The organism is Hwangdonia lutea (genome assembly GCF_032814565.1).
Taxonomy (GTDB): Bacteria; Bacteroidota; Bacteroidia; order Flavobacteriales; family Flavobacteriaceae; genus Hwangdonia; species Hwangdonia lutea.
In genome coordinates this window covers 902,501-922,891 of the sequence record NZ_CP136521.1, presented here as the reverse complement: position 1 = coordinate 922,891, position 20,391 = coordinate 902,501, and the positions used below count along the sequence as shown (strand labels likewise).

Sequence of the window (20,391 nt, the reverse complement as noted above, 5' to 3'; positions counted from 1 at the left end):
ATTTAGAAAAAGTTTTGAAATAAAAATTATATTTGTTAATTAAAACTATCCCATGAAGAACGGAATATTGCTATTAATGGCATTTGCTTTTGTATTGAAAATAAATGCTCAAGGAGAAACTATTATTTTTGATAATCAAGAAAGGCGTGTCATTACTACAGGTGTGCCGTTTGTTTTAATAGCACCAGATGCCCGAGCCGCTTCCATGGGCGATATGGGTGTTGCTACTTCGGTTGATGCTTTTTCGCAACAATGGAACTCATCAAAATATGTGTTCTCAGAAACCAAATCAGGATTAGCAGTAAGTTATACACCCTATTTAAGCAAATTGGTAAACGATATTTTTTTAGGAAACGTTACCTATTTCAACCGATTGGATGAGCGTAGCGCATTTGCAGCTAGCTTTAAATATTTTTCTTTAGGTGATATTGAATTCGTTCAAGATGAATTTTCTCAGGCATTAATTCAAAGACCCAACGAATTAACCATTGATGCATCTTATGCTTTACGATTAACAGACCAATTCGCCATGTCGGTAGCGATGCGTTATTTGCGCTCCGATTTAAAATTAGATACCGGAAATAACGATACCGCTGCTGCGAGTACTTTTGGCGTAGATATTTCAGGCTTTTATCAAAGCGAAGAAGAGGCGTATAACGATTTTAACGGACGCTGGAGAATGGGATTCGCCATTCAAAACATCGGGCCAAAGTTTAAATACGATGAAGGCGGACAAGAAAATTTCCAACCTACGATACTACGTTTAGGTACAGGTTTCGATTTTATTTTTGATGATTATAATAAAATAGCCGTAACGGCCGAGGTTGGTAAACTATTAGTGCCAACACCACCGGTTTATGGTTTTGTTGACGAAGATGGTAACGGAACCCAAGCCACAGATGGAAGCGAACCAACTATAATTGTAAAGGGTAAAGATCCAGACGTGAGTTTTTTAACAGGGATGTTTCAATCGTTCGGCGATGCCCCAAACGGGTTTAGTGAGGAGCTAAAAGAGTTCACGTGGTCCTTAGGTGCCGAATATTTATATCAAGATTCATTTGCTTTTAGAGCGGGTTATTTTAACGAAAGTGAAGATAAAGGGGCAAGAAAGTTTTTAGCCCTTGGTGCAGGATTCAAATACAATGTGGTTAATATCGACTTGTCGTATTTATTTTCAGCTTCAAAAGTACAAAGTCCGTTAGAAAACACCTTGCGCTTTTCGTTAACCTTTAATATTGGTGCTGGTACTTATAACGAGTTTTAATCGTACACTAAAAAAATTATTTATAAAAAAACTATTGCCACAAAACAATAGTTTTTTTGTTTATATTGAAACACAATTCCGCGGAGCAAAGCATTGAGGTTTCCGTTTAACGCCAATTTAATTTTGTAAAGTCGCTCGGAAAACGAAGTCGCTTTTTTGTTCTATGACGCTGCGATTGGTTTGCATAGCCGTAGCTATGGAAATTATGAGCAAGGAGATAGAACAGGAAGTGAACGAGTTTGAATGCGTCATTACACGGTTAAATTGGTATAAGTTGGCTATTTTTATTTTTGTATCATCAAATGAAATAACAGTCAACAAAATAATAAATACACGATGAAGGAAGTAAAAATAGAATCCACACTCTATGTTTTTGAAGATTTAAGTGAAGTGCCAAAAGATGTTATAACATTAATGAATAAAGCCATTGAAGCCAGAGAAAAAGCCTATGCGCCCTATTCAAAATTTAACGTTGGTGCCGCAATTCTTTTAGATAATAACGAAATTATTATAGGAAATAATCAAGAAAACGCCTCATATCCGTCTGGGTTATGTGCCGAACGAACAGCCATTTATTACGCGGGCGCAAAATATCCTGAAGCCAAAATAATAAGAATGGCTATTACCGCGGGTTCCAAAAAAAATAAAACAACAAGTCCCATTCCACCATGTGGTGCATGCCGTCAGGCCATTGTAGAATACGAAGTAAAGCAGCATTACCCCATAGAGATTTATTTTATGGGCGAAACGGGCAAAGTGGTTAAATCTGACTCCTTGGCAAATTTACTGCCTTTGGTGTTTGATAAATCTGTACTATAACGTTTTAGTATAAAATTTACTATTTTCAGTTTTTCCATTAATGACTAATGTGTTACTTTTGTTATTCGCTTATTCCAATTTTAAATTGGAGTCGTATATTTAAAGCCTCGAGATGATTATTCTGGAGTTTTATTTTAGATCTAAATAATAAACTAAATGCAAAAAGTAACTAAAGAAGTATACCTAAAGTGGTATGAAGACATGTTGTTCTGGAGAAAATTTGAAGATAAATTAGCTGCAGCATACATACAACAAAAAGTAAGAGGGTTTCTTCATTTGTATAACGGTCAAGAAGCTGTTTTGGCAGGCGCCTTACACGCCATGGATTTGACCAAAGATAAAATGATTACAGCATACCGTAACCACGTGCAACCAATTGGCATGGGTGTAGACCCAAAGCGTGTTATGGCCGAACTTTTTGGAAAAGCAACCGGTACGTCCCAAGGTTTAGGGGGCTCCATGCACATCTTTTCTAAGGAACACCGTTTTTATGGTGGTCATGGTATTGTTGGTGGGCAAATTCCTTTAGGTGCTGGTATTGCTTTTGGCGATAAATATCACGGTGTAGATGGGGTAACCTTATGTTGTTTTGGCGATGGTGCTGCAAGACAGGGTTCGTTGCATGAAACGTTTAATTTAGCTATGCTATGGAAACTTCCAGTAGTATTTGTTTGCGAAAATAATGGCTATGCGATGGGAACTTCGGTTGAAAGAACGGCAAACCATACTGAAATTTGGAAATTAGGAAAAGGATACGAAATGCCTTGTGGGCCAGTAGATGGCATGAATCCCGTAAAAGTGGCAGAAGCTTTTGATGAAGCCATTAAGCGTGCACGTCGTGGCGATGGGCCAACATTTTTAGAGCTTAAAACCTACCGTTACAGAGGGCACTCCATGAGTGATGCCCAACATTACAGAACTAAAGAAGAAGTTGAAGAATACAAAAAAATCGATCCTATAACCCAAGTTAAGGATGTTATTTTAGAAAAGAAATATGCCACCGAAGACGATATTAAAGTTATCGACAAACGTGTTAAGGCTTTAGTTTCAGAATGTGAAAAATTTGCGGACGAATCACCTTACCCAGAAAAGAATGTGATGTACGATGCCGTTTACGAACAAGAAGATTATCCATTTATACAACATAAAATATAAGCTATGGCAATAGTAGTAAATATGCCACGTTTAAGCGATACCATGGAAGAAGGTACGGTTGCGGCTTGGTTAAAAAAAGTAGGAGATAAGGTAGAAGAAGGTGATATTTTAGCAGAAATTGAAACCGATAAAGCTACTATGGAGTTTGAATCCTTTAATGAAGGCACCTTGCTTCATATTGGTGTTCAAGAAGGGGAAACTACTAAGGTAGATGAACTTTTAGCCATTATTGGCGATGAAGGTGAAGATATTTCGGAGCTCATAAATGGAACGGCTAACGCTTCCGCGGAAGCAAAAGAAGAATCAAAAGAAGAGGAAGAAGCACCAGCTAAAACGGAATCAAAAGAAGAAACTTCACCGGATGCCGAACTACCAGAAGGCGTTATAGTAGTAACCATGCCGCGTTTAAGCGATACCATGGAAGAAGGTACCGTAGCAACCTGGTTAAAAAAAGTAGGTGATTCGGTTGAAGAAGGCGATATTTTAGCTGAAATTGAAACCGATAAAGCCACGATGGAATTCGAATCATTCGAATCAGGAACTTTATTGGAAATCGGATTACAAGAAGGTGAGACAGCCAAAGTAGATGCGCTATTGGCCATTATTGGTCCGGCAGGAACAGATGTTTCTGGCGTAGCTGAGAATTTTGCATCATCTTCGGCATCTGCTAAAACAGAAGAAACGCCTAAGGAAGAGCCTAAAAAAGAGGTGTCGAAACCAGCGCCAACGGCAGCAACAACGCAAAAACCAAGTGCGCCTGCACCTACGCCAATTGTTGATGGCGGACGCTTATTTGTGTCGCCATTAGCTAAAAAAATGGCCGAGGAAAAAGGTATTAATTTATCGCAAGTCCAAGGCTCTGGAGAAAACGGGCGAATTATAAAACGCGATATTGAAAACTATACACCGGCAACATCAGGCGCTGCGGTAGGCAAATTTGTGCCTTCCGGACAAGAAGATTTTGATGAGGTTGCAAACTCAAATATGCGCAAAGCCATTGCTAAAAACTTAGCAAAATCAAAATTTACAGCACCACATTATTACTTAAATGTGGAGTTTGATATGGACAATGCGATAGCCTTCCGCGAACAGTTTAATACCTTGCCAGACACAAAAATATCGTTTAACGATATGGTTGTAAAAGCCTGTGCTTTGGCATTAAAACAACATCCGCAAGTTAACTCGCAATGGTTTGATGATAAAATGCGCTTAAATAACCATGTGCATATTGGTGTGGCGGTTGCGGTACCAGATGGTTTGGTTGTTCCGGTAGTGAAATTTGCCAATGAACAATCGTTGCCACAACTCAATGCAGCTGTTAAAGATTTTGCAGGTCGAGCAAGAAACAAAAAGTTAACGCTCGACGAAATGGAAGGGAGCACTTTTACGGTTTCTAATCTTGGTATGTTTGGGATAGAGAGTTTTACGTCTATCATCAATCAGCCAAATTCAGCCATATTATCGGTTGGCGCCATTGTGCAAAAACCGGTTGTTAAAAACGGGCAAGTTGTACCGGGAAATACCATGAAATTATGTTTGGCTTGCGACCATAGAACGGTTGACGGCGCTACTGGGTCTTTATTCCTGCAAACACTAAAAGGGTATATTGAAAACCCTGTAACGATGTTAGTGTAACCCTTTCCGCGGAAGCGTAAAAACATAAATAATATAAAACCTGTTTCATAACAATTGAAGCAGGTTTTTTTTATCTTTAAATTTTTAAAATTAAAACATGAAAACATTAGTTGGCATTATTGCAATAACTATCATATTAAGTTGCAGTTCACAAAAAAGCATAGTTCAATCTGAAACTAATAAAAGTGAGGTTAAAGAGGTAAATCAAAAAGCATCAGCATCTTTTGTGGTTTCAGAAAAAAACGTAAAATCTAGTTTGGAATATTTAGCTTCAGACGAATTAGAAGGGAGAAATACAGGAAGTAAAGGCATAGAAAAAGCCGCCGTTTTTATTGAGAATTACTTCAAAAAGCATAACGTCAAACCTTATTTCAAAACATACAGAGATAGCTTTAACTTAAAAGATATTGTGGGTTATAATGTGGTTGGATATGTGGAAGGGAACGATCCAAAACTTAAAAACGAGTTTGTAATTCTCGGTGCTCATTACGATCATATTGGCTATGGAAAAGCTGTAAATGGCGATAGCATTGCTAACGGCGCAAACGATGACGCTTCGGGAACTGTTGCCGTTTTAAAATGGGCCAAATACTTTTCAAAAACAAAAAGCAATAAACGTAGTGTACTTTTTACTTTGTTTTCGGCCGAGGAAATGGGATTAAAAGGATCAAGCCATTTGGCTAAAAGACTCAAAAAGCAAAACCTCAATTTGTATACCATGATTAATTTTGAAATGATTGGTGTGCCGCGAGCTCAGGATGAAATAATGTCCTATATTTCGGGATACGAAAGATCGAACATGGGCGAAAAATTAAACGAATACGGCGGAAAAGAGGTTGTCGGTTTTTTTTCTAAAGCTAAAGAGTTTCAGTTGTTTAAAAGATCTGATAACTATCCGTTTTATCAAGCTTTTAAAATACCGGCACATGCTATTTCTACTTTCGATTTTACAAACTTTGATTACTATCATCATGTCGATGACGAAGCCGATAAAATGGATTTTAAGCACATGACGAATTTTATTAATCTAATGATTCCTGCTTTGGAAGGCATGATAAATGCGCCAACACAGGATATAAAAATGAACGATGAGTAACATAATAATTACAGGAACAAGTAGAGGTATAGGTTTTGAATTGGTAAAACTATTTGCAAAATCAGGGCACAAAGTTTTGGCGCTTTCGCGGAATGAAAAACCTATTAAAGACATACAATTGAAACATGTTAGCACGATGTCGTTTGATTTGTCTGAAGCTAAAGAATACCGCAAAGTTGAAGCTTTTGTAAAAGAAAATTGGCAACAAGTAGATGTGCTAATTAACAATGCAGGGGCGCTTATTAATAAGCCGTTTGCCGAAACATCAATATCAGATTTTGAATATGTTTACAAAACCAACGTTTTTGGAGTAGCAGAACTAACAAGAGTGGTGTTACCTTTTATGAAAAACAACAGTCATGTCGTCACCATAAGCTCGATGGGCGGCGTACAAGGCAGTATGAAATTCCCTGGATTAGCGGCTTATAGCTCCAGTAAAGCAGCCGTTATTACCTTAACAGAGTTACTCGCCGAAGAATATAAAGACTCAGGTATCTCGTTTAATGTGTTGGCTTTAGGTGCTGTACAAACCGAAATGCTTGAAGAAGCGTTTCCAGGTTATAAAGCACCAACCACCGCTTTGGAAATGGCGCAATATATTCTCGATTTCTCTTTAAACGGAAGCAAATATTATAACGGTAAGCTGATGCAGGTTTCTAATTCTACGCCGTAGACATCAAGCCTCAGCATTAAAAAAAACCTTGTAATAATGCATTTTCTTTTCATCGTCGTAGCCACGTTCGAGGTATTCGGCAGAGGCATCGGGTGCATCAATATCTAGTTTTATTTGAATGTTGGTATCGAGTTTAATATCGGTTTTAATCTTGCGCTTTTCTTTGGTTACTACTTTTTCGGCGACATCAAACTGGTTTCGGATAACTATGTTTTGTTCGCCTTCAAAATCTTTTTTATAATCTTCAAATGCTCTTATCTGTTTTTCTTCTTCAAAAAGTTCTTCTTTAAAGCGCTCCACATTTACCACTTCATTTTCCTTAAAAAAATCGATGGTTTTCGCTAAAAACGTGTTTTGTTCTTGGGCGCCATAACTGGTTTTTAATACCTCGGTAGAAAACTCTTTACACAGTTCGATGTATTGCTGTGTGTGGTTGTTGGCATCATCGGCATATTTAATATTTAAAAACTGATTGGTCCAATATTGCGCATCGTAACCATTATTGTCAACACTTAAAACAATGTTTCCTTCGGTGTCGCTTTGGTTTAAAATCAAGCAGCCTTTATCTACTTTTTTTGAGCTAATTCCTTTTTGAACCAACACATCGTAACTGTTATTTTCTAAGTAGGTTTGAAAAAAATTGACCTTGTTTTCAATTTTAAAAATTCCGATGGCGTTTGTGGTCATTTCAGCATATTCTATACCCTCGAACATCACCACTAAAACATCACCCGTTTTTATTTGAGCCGAAGTGGATTGCTCGTATAAATGCTCCACGATATGTTTTGAAACGTCAACAAAAGCTTCATCTTCATTAAACATTTGGGCGGCATAGCTGTTAATTTCATTTAAGGCAATATTGGCGTGATGATTAAAGCGATAACTTTGTACCAAACTGCCAAAAGGCCGCAAAAGAAAAGGCAACATTAAATCGTAACTGGCTTCATCAAAATCGACGGTTTTATCTGAAAAAGCATTTTTTGTATCGTTAAATTTGTTGCCTACTTTATGAATAATGAATTTTGAGATAGAAGCGTTTTTTCTTGAAATCATGTGTAAAATATTAAGATTGCAATAGTAATGATTTCAAAACAAAAAGCATAAAAAAATGAACGCCAAAACATATTGTTTTGGCGTTCTAGATTCGGGGACTTTAGATTTGGTTGTCGTTATATTTTAACAAATTCTACACGTCTGTTCTGGGCTTTTCCTTTGGCGGTGCTATTATCGTCAACGGGTTGGGTTTCACCTTTGCCATCGGTTTGTAAACGGTTTCCGGATATTTTATATACTTTAATTAGGGCTTCTTTTACAGCGTTTGCCCTGTTTTTGGACAGTTTTAAATTGGCTTCGTCGCTCCCGTCAGAATCAGTATGCCCGATAATATTTAGCTTAATGCTTTCGTCTTGCATTAAAACCTGGGAAATCTGCTTGATGATACCGTATGATTGGGGTTTTATTTTTGCCGAGCCCGAATCGAACAAAATACCGTTGGTCGATACTTTGCCTTTGCTCAACAGTTCGCGCCTTAAATCTACACCACCTTCGGCCACTTTTAGGTTTTTAATAAACACGCGCTCTTCGCCGTCTTTTAGTCCGTAAACATGGAATTTCAAATAATTTAAAACATCCAATTTTTCAATAAACCTGGGGATGTCAATATATTTTACTTCGTTAACCCAAAGTCTGTAACGTTTTTTGGTAACCGAAATGGCGATGTGCGGTTGGTTTTTAACCTCATCCCTTATATCAGCTGTTAAAGCAGAGTTTATCATGCCACTTCCGCCATCAAAATAATTGTACGCATTGATGTTAAAAGCGCCGTATTGCCCCAAGGGAAGCGATGCCATAGCGTAATGCCGTTTACCATGATGAAAGACATTGTTGTCGCTTAATACAATATGCAATCTAGCGCCAGATGAAGTTTGATTGGTTAATCCAGAGGTTAGTAAATCGAACTCAATTGAGTAGTCTTGGGGGAGTTCGTTTATATCTGGAATCACATATAACCTGTAGCCAGCCTTAAGCTCGAACCAATTGCCCTCTACTTTGTTTAGTTTTACAATCGCACCAGAACCGTTGGTGTTCCATTTGCTGGGGAGATCGCCCATAAAATCTTGCGAGAAATCGTCAAAAAACAATAGTTTATCGCCCGGTACAAAATCGAATTTGCTTATAATTTCTAAATCGTCAGAAATATTAGAATTATCTTCTTGAGAACCATCATTCTCATTTGAAGACTCGGAGGAGCTATTCGATGCCTCATCGCTTGTGGAGGTGTCATCATCAGAATCATTTTCTTTTTTATCGCGTTCGCGCTGACCTAGCAACAATTCCTTTGACGTTTTTATGCTGTACTTTAAGGCTTTTTTCGCTTTGTTAATTTGCAACGTAGCTTTGGCTTGTTTTAAAACACTGGCTCCATCAATATCGCCTAAAATATCTGGCGCGCTGTCGCTTAAACCAGATAGATCATCAAGCGCATCTTCCAGAACATCAATGTCATCATCGTCAAGAGGTGTGCCTGCTGCTGCGTAACCATCGTATTTATAGACTTTATCGTATAAATCGAAAGATTGTGCTACAAAATTATCAACACTTGAGATATTGACTTTACTTTTTGGACGTTTTAATTGTTTGGTTTGTGCGTAAGCGCTTGATACGAAAAACAGTAGCATCATCCCAATCATAGGGATGCGTATTGCATTTTTAGATAGTGTCATTGTAAATATTTGATTAATAGCTGCCTAAAGATAGAAATTAGTTTGTAATTGCAAAACCTTAATTTGTATTAAAAATTGAAATTAATTCATTTGATATAAAATGATGGCGTCGCTATCTCCTTTTGTAACAAATTCTAAATTTCGGTCTTTGTCTATATTGTCTAAGCTTATTTGAGAATTTCCGTAAACCGGAAAGTTTGCAATGGGTTTAGCCTGACTATCGTATAGGTGAATTTTTTGAGCCTGTAAATCGGTTACCGAAACATAAATTTTATCATTCAAATAAAATATTTTTGGTGGGGTGTAATTGCCAAAATCAAGCTCGATGGTTCTGCTTTTTATAGTGAGTTTGTTATCGGTAAGCGTAACCAATGTTTTGCTTGTGGTGTCTAAATGATGATGGTCTGAGAGGTTTAAATTTTGAGTTGCCGTATTTCCACGAGTATCGATTGATACTAAATGACCGTTGTTTGTTGTAGTGGTAAACTTGTTGTTATAAAGAAACACGTTTTGATTTGAGAAATTAACGCTAGTTTTTGGTTTTACCCTGGTTTTTCCGGTGCGATCTAAAATATAAAGACGGTCTTCGGTTTTAAAGGTTAAATAATCCTTACCGCTCATTCTAAAATGTTGTGGCTGGCTATTGATGGTTTTGCTGGCCGATTTAAAGGTGAACCCTTTTACAATTTTTCCGCTAACATCGTACATAAACACTTTTTTATTTTGGGTAACCAATAGCCTGTACTTTTTCTTTTTATCATAATCAAAAACCGAAAGTGGCTGCGTAATTTGGTCGCTAAATTTTTTAGGAAAAGGGGCTACATCGTTACCGTTTCGGTCAATCACATAAATGCGTTTTGGGGTTGCGAATACGAGTTGTAGCCTACCGTTTTTGTAAATATCAATCTGCTCAATTTTGCCTAAAACAGCGCCCTGTAATTGTTTTTTCCAAAGGATTTTTCCTTTGTTTGAAATTAAATACAATTGGTTATTTACATCTTGCACCACAATCTCTTTTTGATTTGTCCGGTGGTTGGTAACAAATTGGGGCTGGTTTAGCAAATCGGCATTTAATTTAATGTTAAACACCTCAGAAATAGAGTTTTGGTAGCCTCTGGTTTTTGCTTTTTTAATAATACCATTTACGTGCGCAAAATTGGTGTCGTATATAAATTGTAATGCCGAAGCCTTGTATTTGTTTAACGTGTAGTTTGAATTGTCTTGAAGATTTTTATCTAAAATAGTTTTTAAAATCGACGGATTTACAACCATTAATAACGACGATTGGTCGCTTAAATTCGCTTTGATAGACTTAAAATAAGATTGCTGGCTTAACGTGGTTTTGTTTTGATAATTAGCAATAATGTTTTGAAGCATTTCTAAGCTATCGGCAAACACAAAAAAGTTATCTACTACACAATATTTTGTGGCATTATTGAAGCTGATTAAAGGGTGGAATGTGTTTGAAAACACTTGCGGTTTACTAAAGCTAAAAATTTCAATTTGCCTATAGGTGTCGGTAACATTCAGCTCGCTTAGTAAAGCATCTTTGGTGGCAATAACATCAATGGAATTTAGTACGATGGCCCGATTTTTATCTTCATAAATTACACCAATTTCAGTAACGTAATCAAAAAGTTCGGTGCTTGGAATCGAATCGGTTTTGTTGAATTTTGATACGTTGGTTTCAAAAGTTTTAAAATTATCAAATGTAAAACTCAAAAAACCATCGCTATTTGAAGGCGTTATATTTTGAATTTCATTTTCTTGCGGGACGGTGTGCTTAAAAACATGAATTAAACTGTCTGAAGAATCGGTTGCTTTGGTAATTCCGTTAATTAAAATTTCATCTTGATTAATATCGGCATCTAGCGCAAAATAGTTTGAGAAATTTTTAAGGGAAATGGAATCTTCAATAAACAACGATTTTACAAACGCATTGTCGGATATCATGATGACGGACAACGATTTGTTTTGGTCCGTAGTGTTGTAAATTTTCTCCAATTCGGCATTTTCATTAATATGTAAAAAGGCCGCATCCATAATTTTTTTTGAAGACGAAGCGAAAAATATACTATCAATTATAGTGCTATAAAACGTGTTGTTATTTAGTTTCGATTTAGTAATCGAGCTGTTTTTTTGTGTTATGGTTTCTTCAATATAATTAGGCAGTGAGTCTGTTTTGACTAAGTTTTTATGGTATTTTGTTACAATTGAATATTGAAGGCTGTCAGATTTATCATTTGAAAAACACACGAGCAGCTCGCCTTTGGGTTGTAGTAGTGATAATGCATCAAGTTTACTTTCTAAGGTTTTATAGGAATTGCTTTTTGATAGTTTTTGAATAAAATCATTGTTTTGAACGGCACTTTTTAAACCTTCAATATTTGAGGTTTTTAAAATAACCGAAGCATTTTCTGGAATAAATTGATTCAGTTTGGTTCGGGTTGTTTTATGTTTAGTGCAACTAAATACTGCAATAAAGAGGGCAAAACAAAAAAATCTCATGTAAGGTCTTATTTTAAAAAAATCCTTGAGGCTTCGGCACAAGGTTACTGTTGAAACTGTTACTACCGTTAAAACCGGAAACTATTTTACAAACCTACATATTTTTCACTTTAAATGAGATGGAAAGCATTAGAAAATCAAATAGAATTAAACTTAAATATTAAGTTTTAATCGAAAAAAATTTCTCAATGGCTTACATTTAGGTTTCAATTGAAATTGTCATTATCGCGAAAGCGGGAATCTAAACCTAAAATTTCAGTTTTAAAATGCTTGATTGCTCGGGCAAAAGCTTAAACGATTTTCTGTGGTATTTTGTTATGCCATATTTCTTAATGGCTTCTCTATGTTCTTTAGTGGGATAACCTTTATTTTGTTTCCAATTGTACATGGGGAATTCCGCATGGATTTTATCCATATATAAATCGCGATGTGTTTTTGCCAAAATAGAAGCGGCGGCAATGCTTAAATATTTACTGTCGCCTTTTACTATGGTTTTAAATGGAATATTGTTATAAGGTTTGAACTTGTTACCATCAACTATAATATATTCTGGGACAGGCTTTAGCTTATGTATTGATTCATGCATGGCCAAAATTGAAGCGTTAAGAATATTGATGCGGTCTATTTCGTCTTGAAAAATGTGAGCAACCCCAAAAGTTAGGGCGTCGGTTTCTATTAAAGGCCTTAAAAGTGTTCTTTTTTTTTCGCTTAACTGTTTGGAATCGTTTAAAATTGAATTTAAAAAGTCTTGTGGAAGTATAACGGCAGCAGCGGTTACGGGTCCTGCAAGACAACCGCGTCCGGCTTCGTCCGTTCCGCATTCCAATACCTTATTTGAATAGTTTTTTAATAACATGGTATAAATATTGTCAAATCTATAATTTTTACAGCTATTTATTATGCGTACATAATAAAATTATTTCGATTTATGTGAAAAATGCATTTTTGATTATTGAATTCTTAGATTTTACAAATAATTTTAAAAATATATTAATTGATATCCTTGTATTTTTATTAAATACATATTTAAGTAAATGTTAATTGTTGCTTTTGTTAACGTTTTTTTAAGGTAATTCTTTGTTTATTTAATATTTTATTAAGATGTTTGCGGTTGACTAACTCAAAATAATTGTTATATGAAATTAAAGTTGACATGGTTGTTAACGCTAATAATGGCGTTTTCAATTCAATTCTCTAATGCACAAGAGAAAACGATTTCAGGAGAAGTAATATCATCTATGGATGGTTTGCCGCTGCCTGGAGTAAGCGTATTAGTAAAAGGAACGACTAGAGGAGCACAAACAGATTTTGATGGTAAATACACCATTAAAGCTTCTACTGGTGAAGTTCTGGTTTTTTCATTTGTAGGAATGAAAAACATTGAATCTACAATTGGAGCAAGCAACACCATTAACGTTTCCATGGAGGAGGACGTAGCTGCTTTGGATGAAGTGGTTGTTGTTGCTTACGGTACACAAAAGAAAGAGGCGCTTACAGGTTCAGTGGGTGTCGTAAAAACTGAAGCCTTAGAGCAAATTGCGACTTCTAATGTGGTACAAGGTATTGTTGGTAAAGTTGGTGGTGTTCAGGTTTTTAATAATTCTGGACAACCTGGAGCTGCACCGTCTGTACGAATTAGAGGTGTAGGATCGGTTAACGCAAGTAGCGCTCCTTTATATGTAGTAAACGGAGTGCCATTTCAAGGGGATATCAATTCAATAAATTCAAACGATATTGAATCATTTACAGTGTTAAAGGATGCTGCTGCTGGTGCTTTATATGGTAGTAGAGGGTCTAATGGTGTAATTATTATTACTACTAAAAAAGGAAAGAGGGATGCTGTTTCTGTAAACTTAGATGTGAGTACTACATACATAACAAGAGCTGCAAAGGATTATGACGTGATTAAGGATCCGGGTATGTATTATGAGGCACACTTTTTAGCGATGAAGAATTTCTTGATTAATTCAGGTGAGACGCCTACAGATGCGGCTAATTTAGCTGCAGCAAACTTAATTCAAGATAATATTGGTTCTGGCTATAGTTTAGGGTACAACAATTACGACGTGCCAGATGATCAATTGATAAATCCTGCCACGGGTAAATTAAACCCTAGCGCAAATTTATTATACCATGATGATTGGGATGATTATATGTTTAATAATACATTTTCAACAAAAACCTTTTTAAGTGTTTCTGGAGGAAGTGATAACTCAAAATACTATTTTTCTCTTGGACATCAAGATGATAAGGCATACACGATCAAATCTAATTTTGAAAGAGTTACGGCTAATATGTCTTTAGAGCAAACCATTAAAGAGAACTTAACTCTTGGTGGGACAATCAATTATGCGCACACGAGCCAAAATATTCCAGATCAGGGAGGGTATGCTGGTGCTTTTACATGGACGCGTTCCATTGCACCAATTTATCCAGTATTTGGTTATAATTTAGATGGTTCTCCTGTTTTGGATAGCAACGGCGTTCATGTTTACGATTATGGTGATGGGCAAACAGGAACACCACAAATTAGAAGGTATGCCGCTTTTGCTAACCCTTATGCAACGACATTACTAGATATCAAAAGAAGAACAGCTGACAACTTAAATGGAAATATTTTCTTAAAGTATGACTTTTTAAATGATTTCTCATTTCGTTATAATGTTTCTGCAGACTTACGTCATGATAATAGAGTGAGTTTTGACACACCACTTGGTGGTGATGCATTTGGTGTTGGAGGAAGGTCAACACCTAGAGCTTCTAGAGATTTTACGGTAACACATCAGCAGTTATTAACTTGGAAAAAGAATTTTGGAAACCACAGTGTGGATGTATTAATTGGGCATGAGTCAAGTGAGGAGAAATTCGTATATTTAGATGCACAAAAAACAACGTTTTTATTGCCAAATGAATCGGTGCTAGACTATGGTGTGAATTTCCAGTATATCAATAACTATGAATTTGATTACGGTATTGAAGGTTACTTGTCAAGAGTAAATTATGATTTTAATGATAAGTATTTCATCAATGCAAGTTACAGAAGAGATGCATCTTCAGTGTTTCACCCTGATAACAGATGGGGAGATTTTTATGGAGCTGGAGCGGCTTGGAGAATATCTCAAGAATCATTCATGGATAATGCAGATTGGTTAACGGAATTAAAATTTAAAGCCAGCATTGGGCAACAAGGTAACGATAGGATAATTTATCCAGATAATATAGGTAGAAATTACATAACGTATGAAGATCAATTTACGGTTACTAACAATAATGGGAGCATTGCTCTTTCAGCGACTTATCTTGGGAATCCTGATTTGACCTGGGAAACATCAACCAACTTTAACGCAGGTTTTGAACTTGGGTTATTTGATAACAGAATAACTTTAGACGCGGAGTATTTTACGAGAAAAGTATCTGATTTATTATTTTATAGGCCTTTACCTCCATCAGAAGGTCTCCCAAACTACCCCCAAAACGTAGCGGATATGGAAAATGTAGGATATGAAGCTACTCTTAATGCTGAAATTATTCGTTCTGAGAATGTAAATTGGTCTATAAATGTAAATGCTACGCATTACGAAAACGAAATAACAAAAATGCCTGAAGAGAGACCAAGAATTGAAAATGGAGCTTTCGAGCTTGAGGTAGGAAGATCTCAGTTTGAGTATTATTCTAGGGAATATGCAGGAGTGAATCCTAATAATGGAGCTGCTTTGTTTTACAAAAATATTTTGGATGCTAATGGTGTGGCAACTGGTGAACGTGAGATTACCGAAGATTGGGCTGATGCCGATGAGTATTTTATCGGTAAAAGCGCATTGCCTGAATTATATGGTGGTTTTGGAACCAGCTTTAGCTATAAGAACTTTAGCTTAGGTTTACATTTTGCTTATCAGTTTGGAGGATACGGTAGAGATAATACGTATATTGAATTGTTATCAGGGGAAGCAGGTGAGAACTTACATAAAGATGTATTTAACACTTGGACCATTGATAACCCAACAGCATCTTTACCCTTAGTAGTGCCTAATAATGATTTAAATTACTATGCAACATCTAACATAAGATTAATTAAATCAGATTACTTAAGCTTACAGGATGTTAACATATCGTATAATTTAAACGACAATGTTACTGAAAAGTTAGGGTTAACGTCTGCAAGACTATATCTTAATGCAGGAAATGTTTATTTATGGTCTAAAAGACAAGGCTATGATCCAAGATTAAGTGTTACGGGACTTAATTCTGATACTAACTTCTCGTTAGTAAGAAATATTACATTTGGTTTAAACCTTAAATTTTAAATTATGAAAAAGAAAATTTTATTAAGTTTATTCGCAATTGCTTTATTCTCATGTGAAAAAGAATTCCTTGACACAGAAGGTAAACGATTTGTGACACAAACGCAACTAGAAGATTTGGCAAACTCTTCGCCGGAAGCACTTTTAACAATTAATACCAGTGTTGAAGATGGTCAGTATGCCTTTTTTAGAGAGTATTCTACAAATTTTGAAGATACAGGTGGAAGACATGACGATTTCGGTCAAATGTCTATCAATTTAGGTCTGGATTTGATGTCTAACGATATGGTACAAGTTACAGATCATTGGATGGGAAATTATTATGCTTACAGAGGGAGGACCCAAGATTTTTCTACAACTAGGATAATTTGGAATTTCTATTACTCAATAATCAATAACGTTAACTCTGTAATTAGTCAAATTCCAGCAGATGCTACAGACGATAGACTTATCCATTTAAGAGCTAGAACACAAGCATTAAGAGCGTATTGTTACTTTAATTTAATTAGAATATACCAGCACAAATATCAAGGGAACCAATCGGCCCCTGGAATTCCACTATATGCTTATGAGCAAGAAATAAGTAATATATCTAGAACTCCTGTGCAAGAAGTATATGATTTAATATTGTCTGATTTAGAAGAAGCTTATGCTGCAGCCGATGGCTATGTAAGAGATACTAAAGAAAAGCTAGATAAATCTGTAATAGCAGGTATTTATGCTAGAGTGTTGTTGGAAACAGGAACCAACGATACGAAATGTGCCCAAATGGCTTCAGAGGCTAAAGCGGCCGGTTCTTTAATGACCTCTTCTGCTTGGTTAAATGAAGGCTTTTCGCAAATATCCAACTCAGAATGGTTATGGGGATCTGATATCAATGGAGAATCTTCTACGGTTTATGCATCATTCTTTTCCCAAGTAGCAAGTTTAAATCAAGGTTATGCAGGATTATTAGGTGTGCATAAAACGATAGACAAGAGATTATATGATGCTATACCGGCTTCAGATGCGAGAAAACAAGCATTTGCAGACGATGGCACATACATTAATTATAAGTTCAGGGATTTCACATTTTTTGAAGGCGATTACGTGTATATGCGTGTAGCCGAGATGTACCTTATTGAGGCCGAAGCTTTGGCAAGAAGCGGTAACGATTCTCAAGCAGCTCAAGTACTTTATAATTTAGTTAGCACAAGAGATTCAGGTTATACGTTATCTACAAATACAGGTCAAGCTTTAATTGATGAAATTTTATTGCAAAGACGAATAGAGTTATGGGGGGAAGGTTTTGCATGGTTTGATATGAAAAGAAACGATGTAGCGTTGGAAAGAGATTATCCAGGTTCTAACCATGCGTCCTTTGGTAAAGACAATTTCGCTGCAGGTGCTAAGGAGTTCTTGTTCCAAATTCCAAAGAAAGAGTTAGATGCTAACGTGGAAATTAATGATGAGGACCAAAATCCTTTATAATAATTTAAAAATATACAAGTATGAAAAATAAATTAATATACGGTTTTCTTTTTTTATCGATGCTTGCGTTTACAATCGTAAGTTGTGAAGAGGAAGGCGTGCTGCCAGTGGAAATACCTGCTGCTATATCATTTAATGCAGTCGCAGACGCAAATATTCAAGTAGAAGAGACTGGCGCAACATACGCTATTGAAGTGCAATCAACAACAGCGTCAAATGCGGCAAGAACAATAACTGCTGTTTTAAACACAGAACTATCTACGGGTTTGCCGGCTGAATATAACTTTAGTGGTACCATAACTATTCCGGCAGGGGAAACAGTAGGTTCAGAGGAAATCAGCTTTAATTTTATTGAAATGCCAATTGGTCCAACAAGAACATTGGTGTTTGATTTAGCATTGCCAGATGACGGGTCGTTTCTTAATACGTCCAGACCAAGTCATACCATTAATTATACGGCGGTATGCCCACTGTCAGGGCCGCAATTAACAACGGTGAGCTTTACATTCGATTCGTGGCCAGAAGAATTAAGTTGGTCAATAACTAACGATGCTAACGGATTAGAGGTGGCATCAGGTTCTGGTTATGATGGAATGACTTCTTTCAGTACAGAGGTCTGTTTAATTTCTGGTGATTACACATTTAATATAGAAGATGCATATGGAGATGGAGGAGCACTTTACGAGCTCTCTCAAAATGGTAATGTAGTAATATCTGGAGGCCCTGCTTATGGAAGTGGAGAGTCACAATCATTTTCTATTTCTATTTAATAAGAGGTACTGAAATATTTTAAATAAAGAAAGCCAGCTATTTTAGCTGGCTTTCTTTATTTAAAATATTTACTTAAAATTAACGTTCAAATAATTACTTTTGCTTTGTAAAGTTAAGCTATGAAGAAACGCGTCTTATTCTTATTTATAATATTTTCGGTAAATATTTCAGTATCTCAAGAAAGAAAATTAAACAAAGCACAAGGCACCGTTATTGAACCACAAGACTCTTTATTGAATAAAGATTTAAGTAGAAAATCTAAAAGTAGAAATATTGAAAAACCTGAAACAGTTATAACGGATTACTTAATAATCTCCCATAAAAACGACACCACTTTTGTTGACACCACCTTAACCATACTAAAGGAGTATAAATTTAATTACCTTCGAAAAGATAATTTCGGATTAATGCCCTTTTCAAACTTGGGGCAAACCTACAACAGCTTAACATATAATTTCGAAAACACCAGTTTAATGCCAAGTTTCGGTGCACGGGCGAGGCATTTTAATTATATGGAAATTCAAGATATTAACTATTATCGCGTACCAACTCCATTAACCGAATTGCTCTACAAATCCGCTTTCGAGCAAGGGCAACTTGCCGATTCCTTTTTTACGGTAAATACATCACCTCAGTTTAATTTTTCAATAGCTTATAAAGGATTACGGTCCTTAGGCAAATACCAACACCTTTTAACCAGTACCGGTAATTTTAGGTTTACAACAAACTATCAAACAAAAAATAAGCGTTATGTAGCAAGAGCACACATGGTGACTCAAGATTTGTTAAATCAAGAAAACGGAGGGCTACAAGATATTATGGTTGAGAATTTCGAAAACGGTGTAGAAGAATTTTTAGACCGTTCAATCTTAGAAGTCAATTTCGAAAATGCAGAAAACATTCTAAAAGGCAAACGCTTCCATTTAGAGCATACCTATAATATCATAAACAAAAAAGATTCGCTTTCAAAAAATAAACTAAGCATAGGTCATATAATATCCTTAAAAGATAAATCGTTTCAATACGACCAGTCAAGTGCTAATACAAGTTTTTTTGGGACGGCCTTTTCAAGTTCAAAATTCAGAGATCGCGTCACGCTCGAAAACCTATACAACCAACTCCAATTAAATTTTAGCAATAATATAATAGGCGATTTACAATTTAATATCAGCAACAACAATTACAACTACGGTTATAACAAAGTGGTTGTTTTAAATGGCAACACCATAGCCAATAGGTTAAAAGGCGATGTGTTTTCAGCAGGCGGAAAATACCACAAGCAATTTAAAAAATTCGAACTACACGGCGAATTGGGCCTAAATGTTTCTGGCGATTTCGAAGGAAATTTTATAAAAGCACACGCCACATTCAAATTAAATAACGATTTATCGGCAACAGCATCCTTAAACCACAGCTCCAAAGCACCAAATTACAATGCATTGCTATACCAAAGCAATCACGTAAACTACAATTGGCAAAACAATTTCAACAATACCGAAACCCAACAATTGGCATTTCAATTAAAATCAAAAAAAATAGCCAATATATTAGTCGATTATTCAACCATAACCGATCACACATATTTTAAAAGAGACAGCACAGGCATTCCAGAAGGCGAGTTTGTTCCAATCAAACCCTTTCAAAACAACAAAACCATAAGCTATCTCAGGGTTAAATTAGAAAAAGAAATAAAAGTTGGCAAATTCGCACTGCATAACACGGTAATGTACCAAAACACCCAAGACGAAAACAAGGTGCTCAACGTACCAGAGCTCACCACGCGCAACACCATATACTACGCCAGCCACGTATTTAAAAAAGCCATGTATTTGCAAACAGGCGTAACATTCAACTATTTCACCGCATATAACATGAATGCCTACGATCCGCTGTTGGCAGAATTCTACGTACAAACCGAAAAAGAATACGGCAACTTCCCACGACTGGATTTCTTTATAAACGCAAAAATCCGGCAA

The 20,391-nt window shown here is 36.1% G+C and carries 14 protein-coding genes (1 of these 14 running past the window's edge); 10 read left to right on the top strand and 4 right to left on the bottom strand.

Features of this window, described 5'->3' with window-relative positions; genetic code table 11:
• Positions 1–52 precede the first annotated feature (52 nt).
• From porV to RNZ46_RS03945, 6 genes are all read left to right on the top strand, one after another.
• Positions 53–1,264: a type IX secretion system outer membrane channel protein PorV gene (porV, locus tag RNZ46_RS03970; RefSeq protein ID WP_316984081.1), complete on the top strand. Its 1,212-nt coding sequence runs from the start codon at positions 53–55 to the stop codon at positions 1,262–1,264.
• 336 nt (positions 1,265–1,600) lie between these two features.
• Positions 1,601–2,083, top strand: coding sequence for a cytidine deaminase (cdd, locus tag RNZ46_RS03965; protein ID WP_316984080.1), 483 nt, complete (start codon positions 1,601–1,603; stop codon positions 2,081–2,083).
• Positions 2,084–2,239: 156 nt separating this feature from the next.
• Positions 2,240–3,238 carry a pyruvate dehydrogenase (acetyl-transferring) E1 component subunit alpha gene (gene pdhA / locus RNZ46_RS03960; protein WP_316984079.1) on the top strand — a complete coding sequence of 333 codons (999 nt, stop codon included), beginning with the start codon at positions 2,240–2,242 and terminating at the stop codon, positions 3,236–3,238.
• Positions 3,239–3,241: 3 nt separating this feature from the next.
• Positions 3,242–4,873, top strand: a complete 1,632-nt coding sequence (locus tag RNZ46_RS03955; protein ID WP_316984078.1) for a pyruvate dehydrogenase complex dihydrolipoamide acetyltransferase — start codon at positions 3,242–3,244, stop codon at positions 4,871–4,873.
• A gap of 97 nt (positions 4,874–4,970) precedes the next feature.
• Positions 4,971–5,969: a M28 family peptidase gene (locus tag RNZ46_RS03950; RefSeq protein ID WP_316984077.1), complete on the top strand. Its 999-nt coding sequence runs from the start codon at positions 4,971–4,973 to the stop codon at positions 5,967–5,969.
• Complete coding sequence (locus RNZ46_RS03945) at positions 5,962–6,642, top strand: SDR family NAD(P)-dependent oxidoreductase (protein ID WP_316984076.1); 681 nt, start codon at positions 5,962–5,964, stop codon at positions 6,640–6,642. The genes RNZ46_RS03950 and RNZ46_RS03945 overlap by 8 nt, the downstream gene beginning before the upstream one ends.
• Positions 6,643–6,645: 3 nt before the next feature.
• On the opposite strand, the gene RNZ46_RS03940 is transcribed toward RNZ46_RS03945, so the two are convergent.
• From RNZ46_RS03940 to rnhB, 4 genes are all read right to left on the bottom strand, one after another.
• Positions 6,646–7,695: a nucleoid-associated protein gene (locus tag RNZ46_RS03940; RefSeq protein ID WP_316984075.1), complete on the bottom strand. Its 1,050-nt coding sequence runs from the start codon at positions 7,693–7,695 to the stop codon at positions 6,646–6,648.
• 116 nt (positions 7,696–7,811) lie between these two features.
• A complete protein-coding gene (locus tag RNZ46_RS03935; RefSeq protein ID WP_316984074.1) occupies positions 7,812–9,365 on the bottom strand; it encodes an OmpA family protein in 1,554 nt (517 codons plus the stop codon).
• An 81-nt stretch (positions 9,366–9,446) separates the two neighbouring features.
• Positions 9,447–11,873: a ribonuclease HII gene (locus tag RNZ46_RS03930; RefSeq protein WP_316984073.1), complete on the bottom strand. Its 2,427-nt coding sequence runs from the start codon at positions 11,871–11,873 to the stop codon at positions 9,447–9,449.
• A gap of 247 nt (positions 11,874–12,120) precedes the next feature.
• Positions 12,121–12,729 (bottom strand): ribonuclease HII, encoded by a 609-nt coding sequence (rnhB, locus tag RNZ46_RS03925; protein WP_316984072.1) that lies wholly within the window; start codon positions 12,727–12,729, stop codon positions 12,121–12,123.
• Between the two features lie 280 nt (positions 12,730–13,009).
• Between rnhB and RNZ46_RS03920 the strand changes: the two genes are divergently transcribed.
• The 4 genes from RNZ46_RS03920 to RNZ46_RS03905 form a co-directional block, all read left to right on the top strand.
• On the top strand, positions 13,010–16,177 hold the full coding sequence (locus RNZ46_RS03920; RefSeq protein WP_316984071.1) for a SusC/RagA family TonB-linked outer membrane protein: 3,168 nt from the start codon (positions 13,010–13,012) through the stop codon (positions 16,175–16,177).
• A 114-nt stretch (positions 16,178–16,291) separates the two neighbouring features.
• Positions 16,292–17,644 (top strand): RagB/SusD family nutrient uptake outer membrane protein, encoded by a 1,353-nt coding sequence (locus RNZ46_RS03915; protein ID WP_316984070.1) that lies wholly within the window; start codon positions 16,292–16,294, stop codon positions 17,642–17,644.
• A 194-nt stretch (positions 17,645–17,838) separates the two neighbouring features.
• Positions 17,839–18,414, top strand: coding sequence for a hypothetical protein (locus tag RNZ46_RS03910; protein ID WP_316984069.1), 576 nt, complete (start codon positions 17,839–17,841; stop codon positions 18,412–18,414).
• 120 nt (positions 18,415–18,534) lie between these two features.
• On the top strand, positions 18,535–20,391 hold the 5' portion of the coding sequence (locus RNZ46_RS03905; protein ID WP_316984068.1) for a putative porin. Its footprint extends 129 nt past the window's final position; 1,857 of the gene's 1,986 nt are visible here — the first part of the coding sequence; it begins with the start codon at positions 18,535–18,537; the stop codon falls past the right edge of the window.

Coding starts and splice junctions, on each gene's coding strand:
- cdd (WP_316984080.1), top strand. CDS start 1,601: ATGAAGGAAGTAAAAATAGAATCCACACTCTATGTTTTTGAAGATTTA.
- pdhA (WP_316984079.1), top strand. CDS start 2,240: ATGCAAAAAGTAACTAAAGAAGTATACCTAAAGTGGTATGAAGACATG.
- RNZ46_RS03935 (WP_316984074.1), bottom strand. CDS start 9,365: ATGACACTATCTAAAAATGCAATACGCATCCCTATGATTGGGATGATG.
- rnhB (WP_316984072.1), bottom strand. CDS start 12,729: ATGTTATTAAAAAACTATTCAAATAAGGTATTGGAATGCGGAACGGAC.
- RNZ46_RS03955 (WP_316984078.1), top strand. CDS start 3,242: ATGGCAATAGTAGTAAATATGCCACGTTTAAGCGATACCATGGAAGAA.
- RNZ46_RS03950 (WP_316984077.1), top strand. CDS start 4,971: ATGAAAACATTAGTTGGCATTATTGCAATAACTATCATATTAAGTTGC.
- RNZ46_RS03920 (WP_316984071.1), top strand. CDS start 13,010: ATGAAATTAAAGTTGACATGGTTGTTAACGCTAATAATGGCGTTTTCA.
- RNZ46_RS03940 (WP_316984075.1), bottom strand. CDS start 7,695: ATGATTTCAAGAAAAAACGCTTCTATCTCAAAATTCATTATTCATAAA.
- porV (WP_316984081.1), top strand. CDS start 53: ATGAAGAACGGAATATTGCTATTAATGGCATTTGCTTTTGTATTGAAA.
- RNZ46_RS03930 (WP_316984073.1), bottom strand. CDS start 11,873: ATGAGATTTTTTTGTTTTGCCCTCTTTATTGCAGTATTTAGTTGCACT.
- RNZ46_RS03945 (WP_316984076.1), top strand. CDS start 5,962: ATGAGTAACATAATAATTACAGGAACAAGTAGAGGTATAGGTTTTGAA.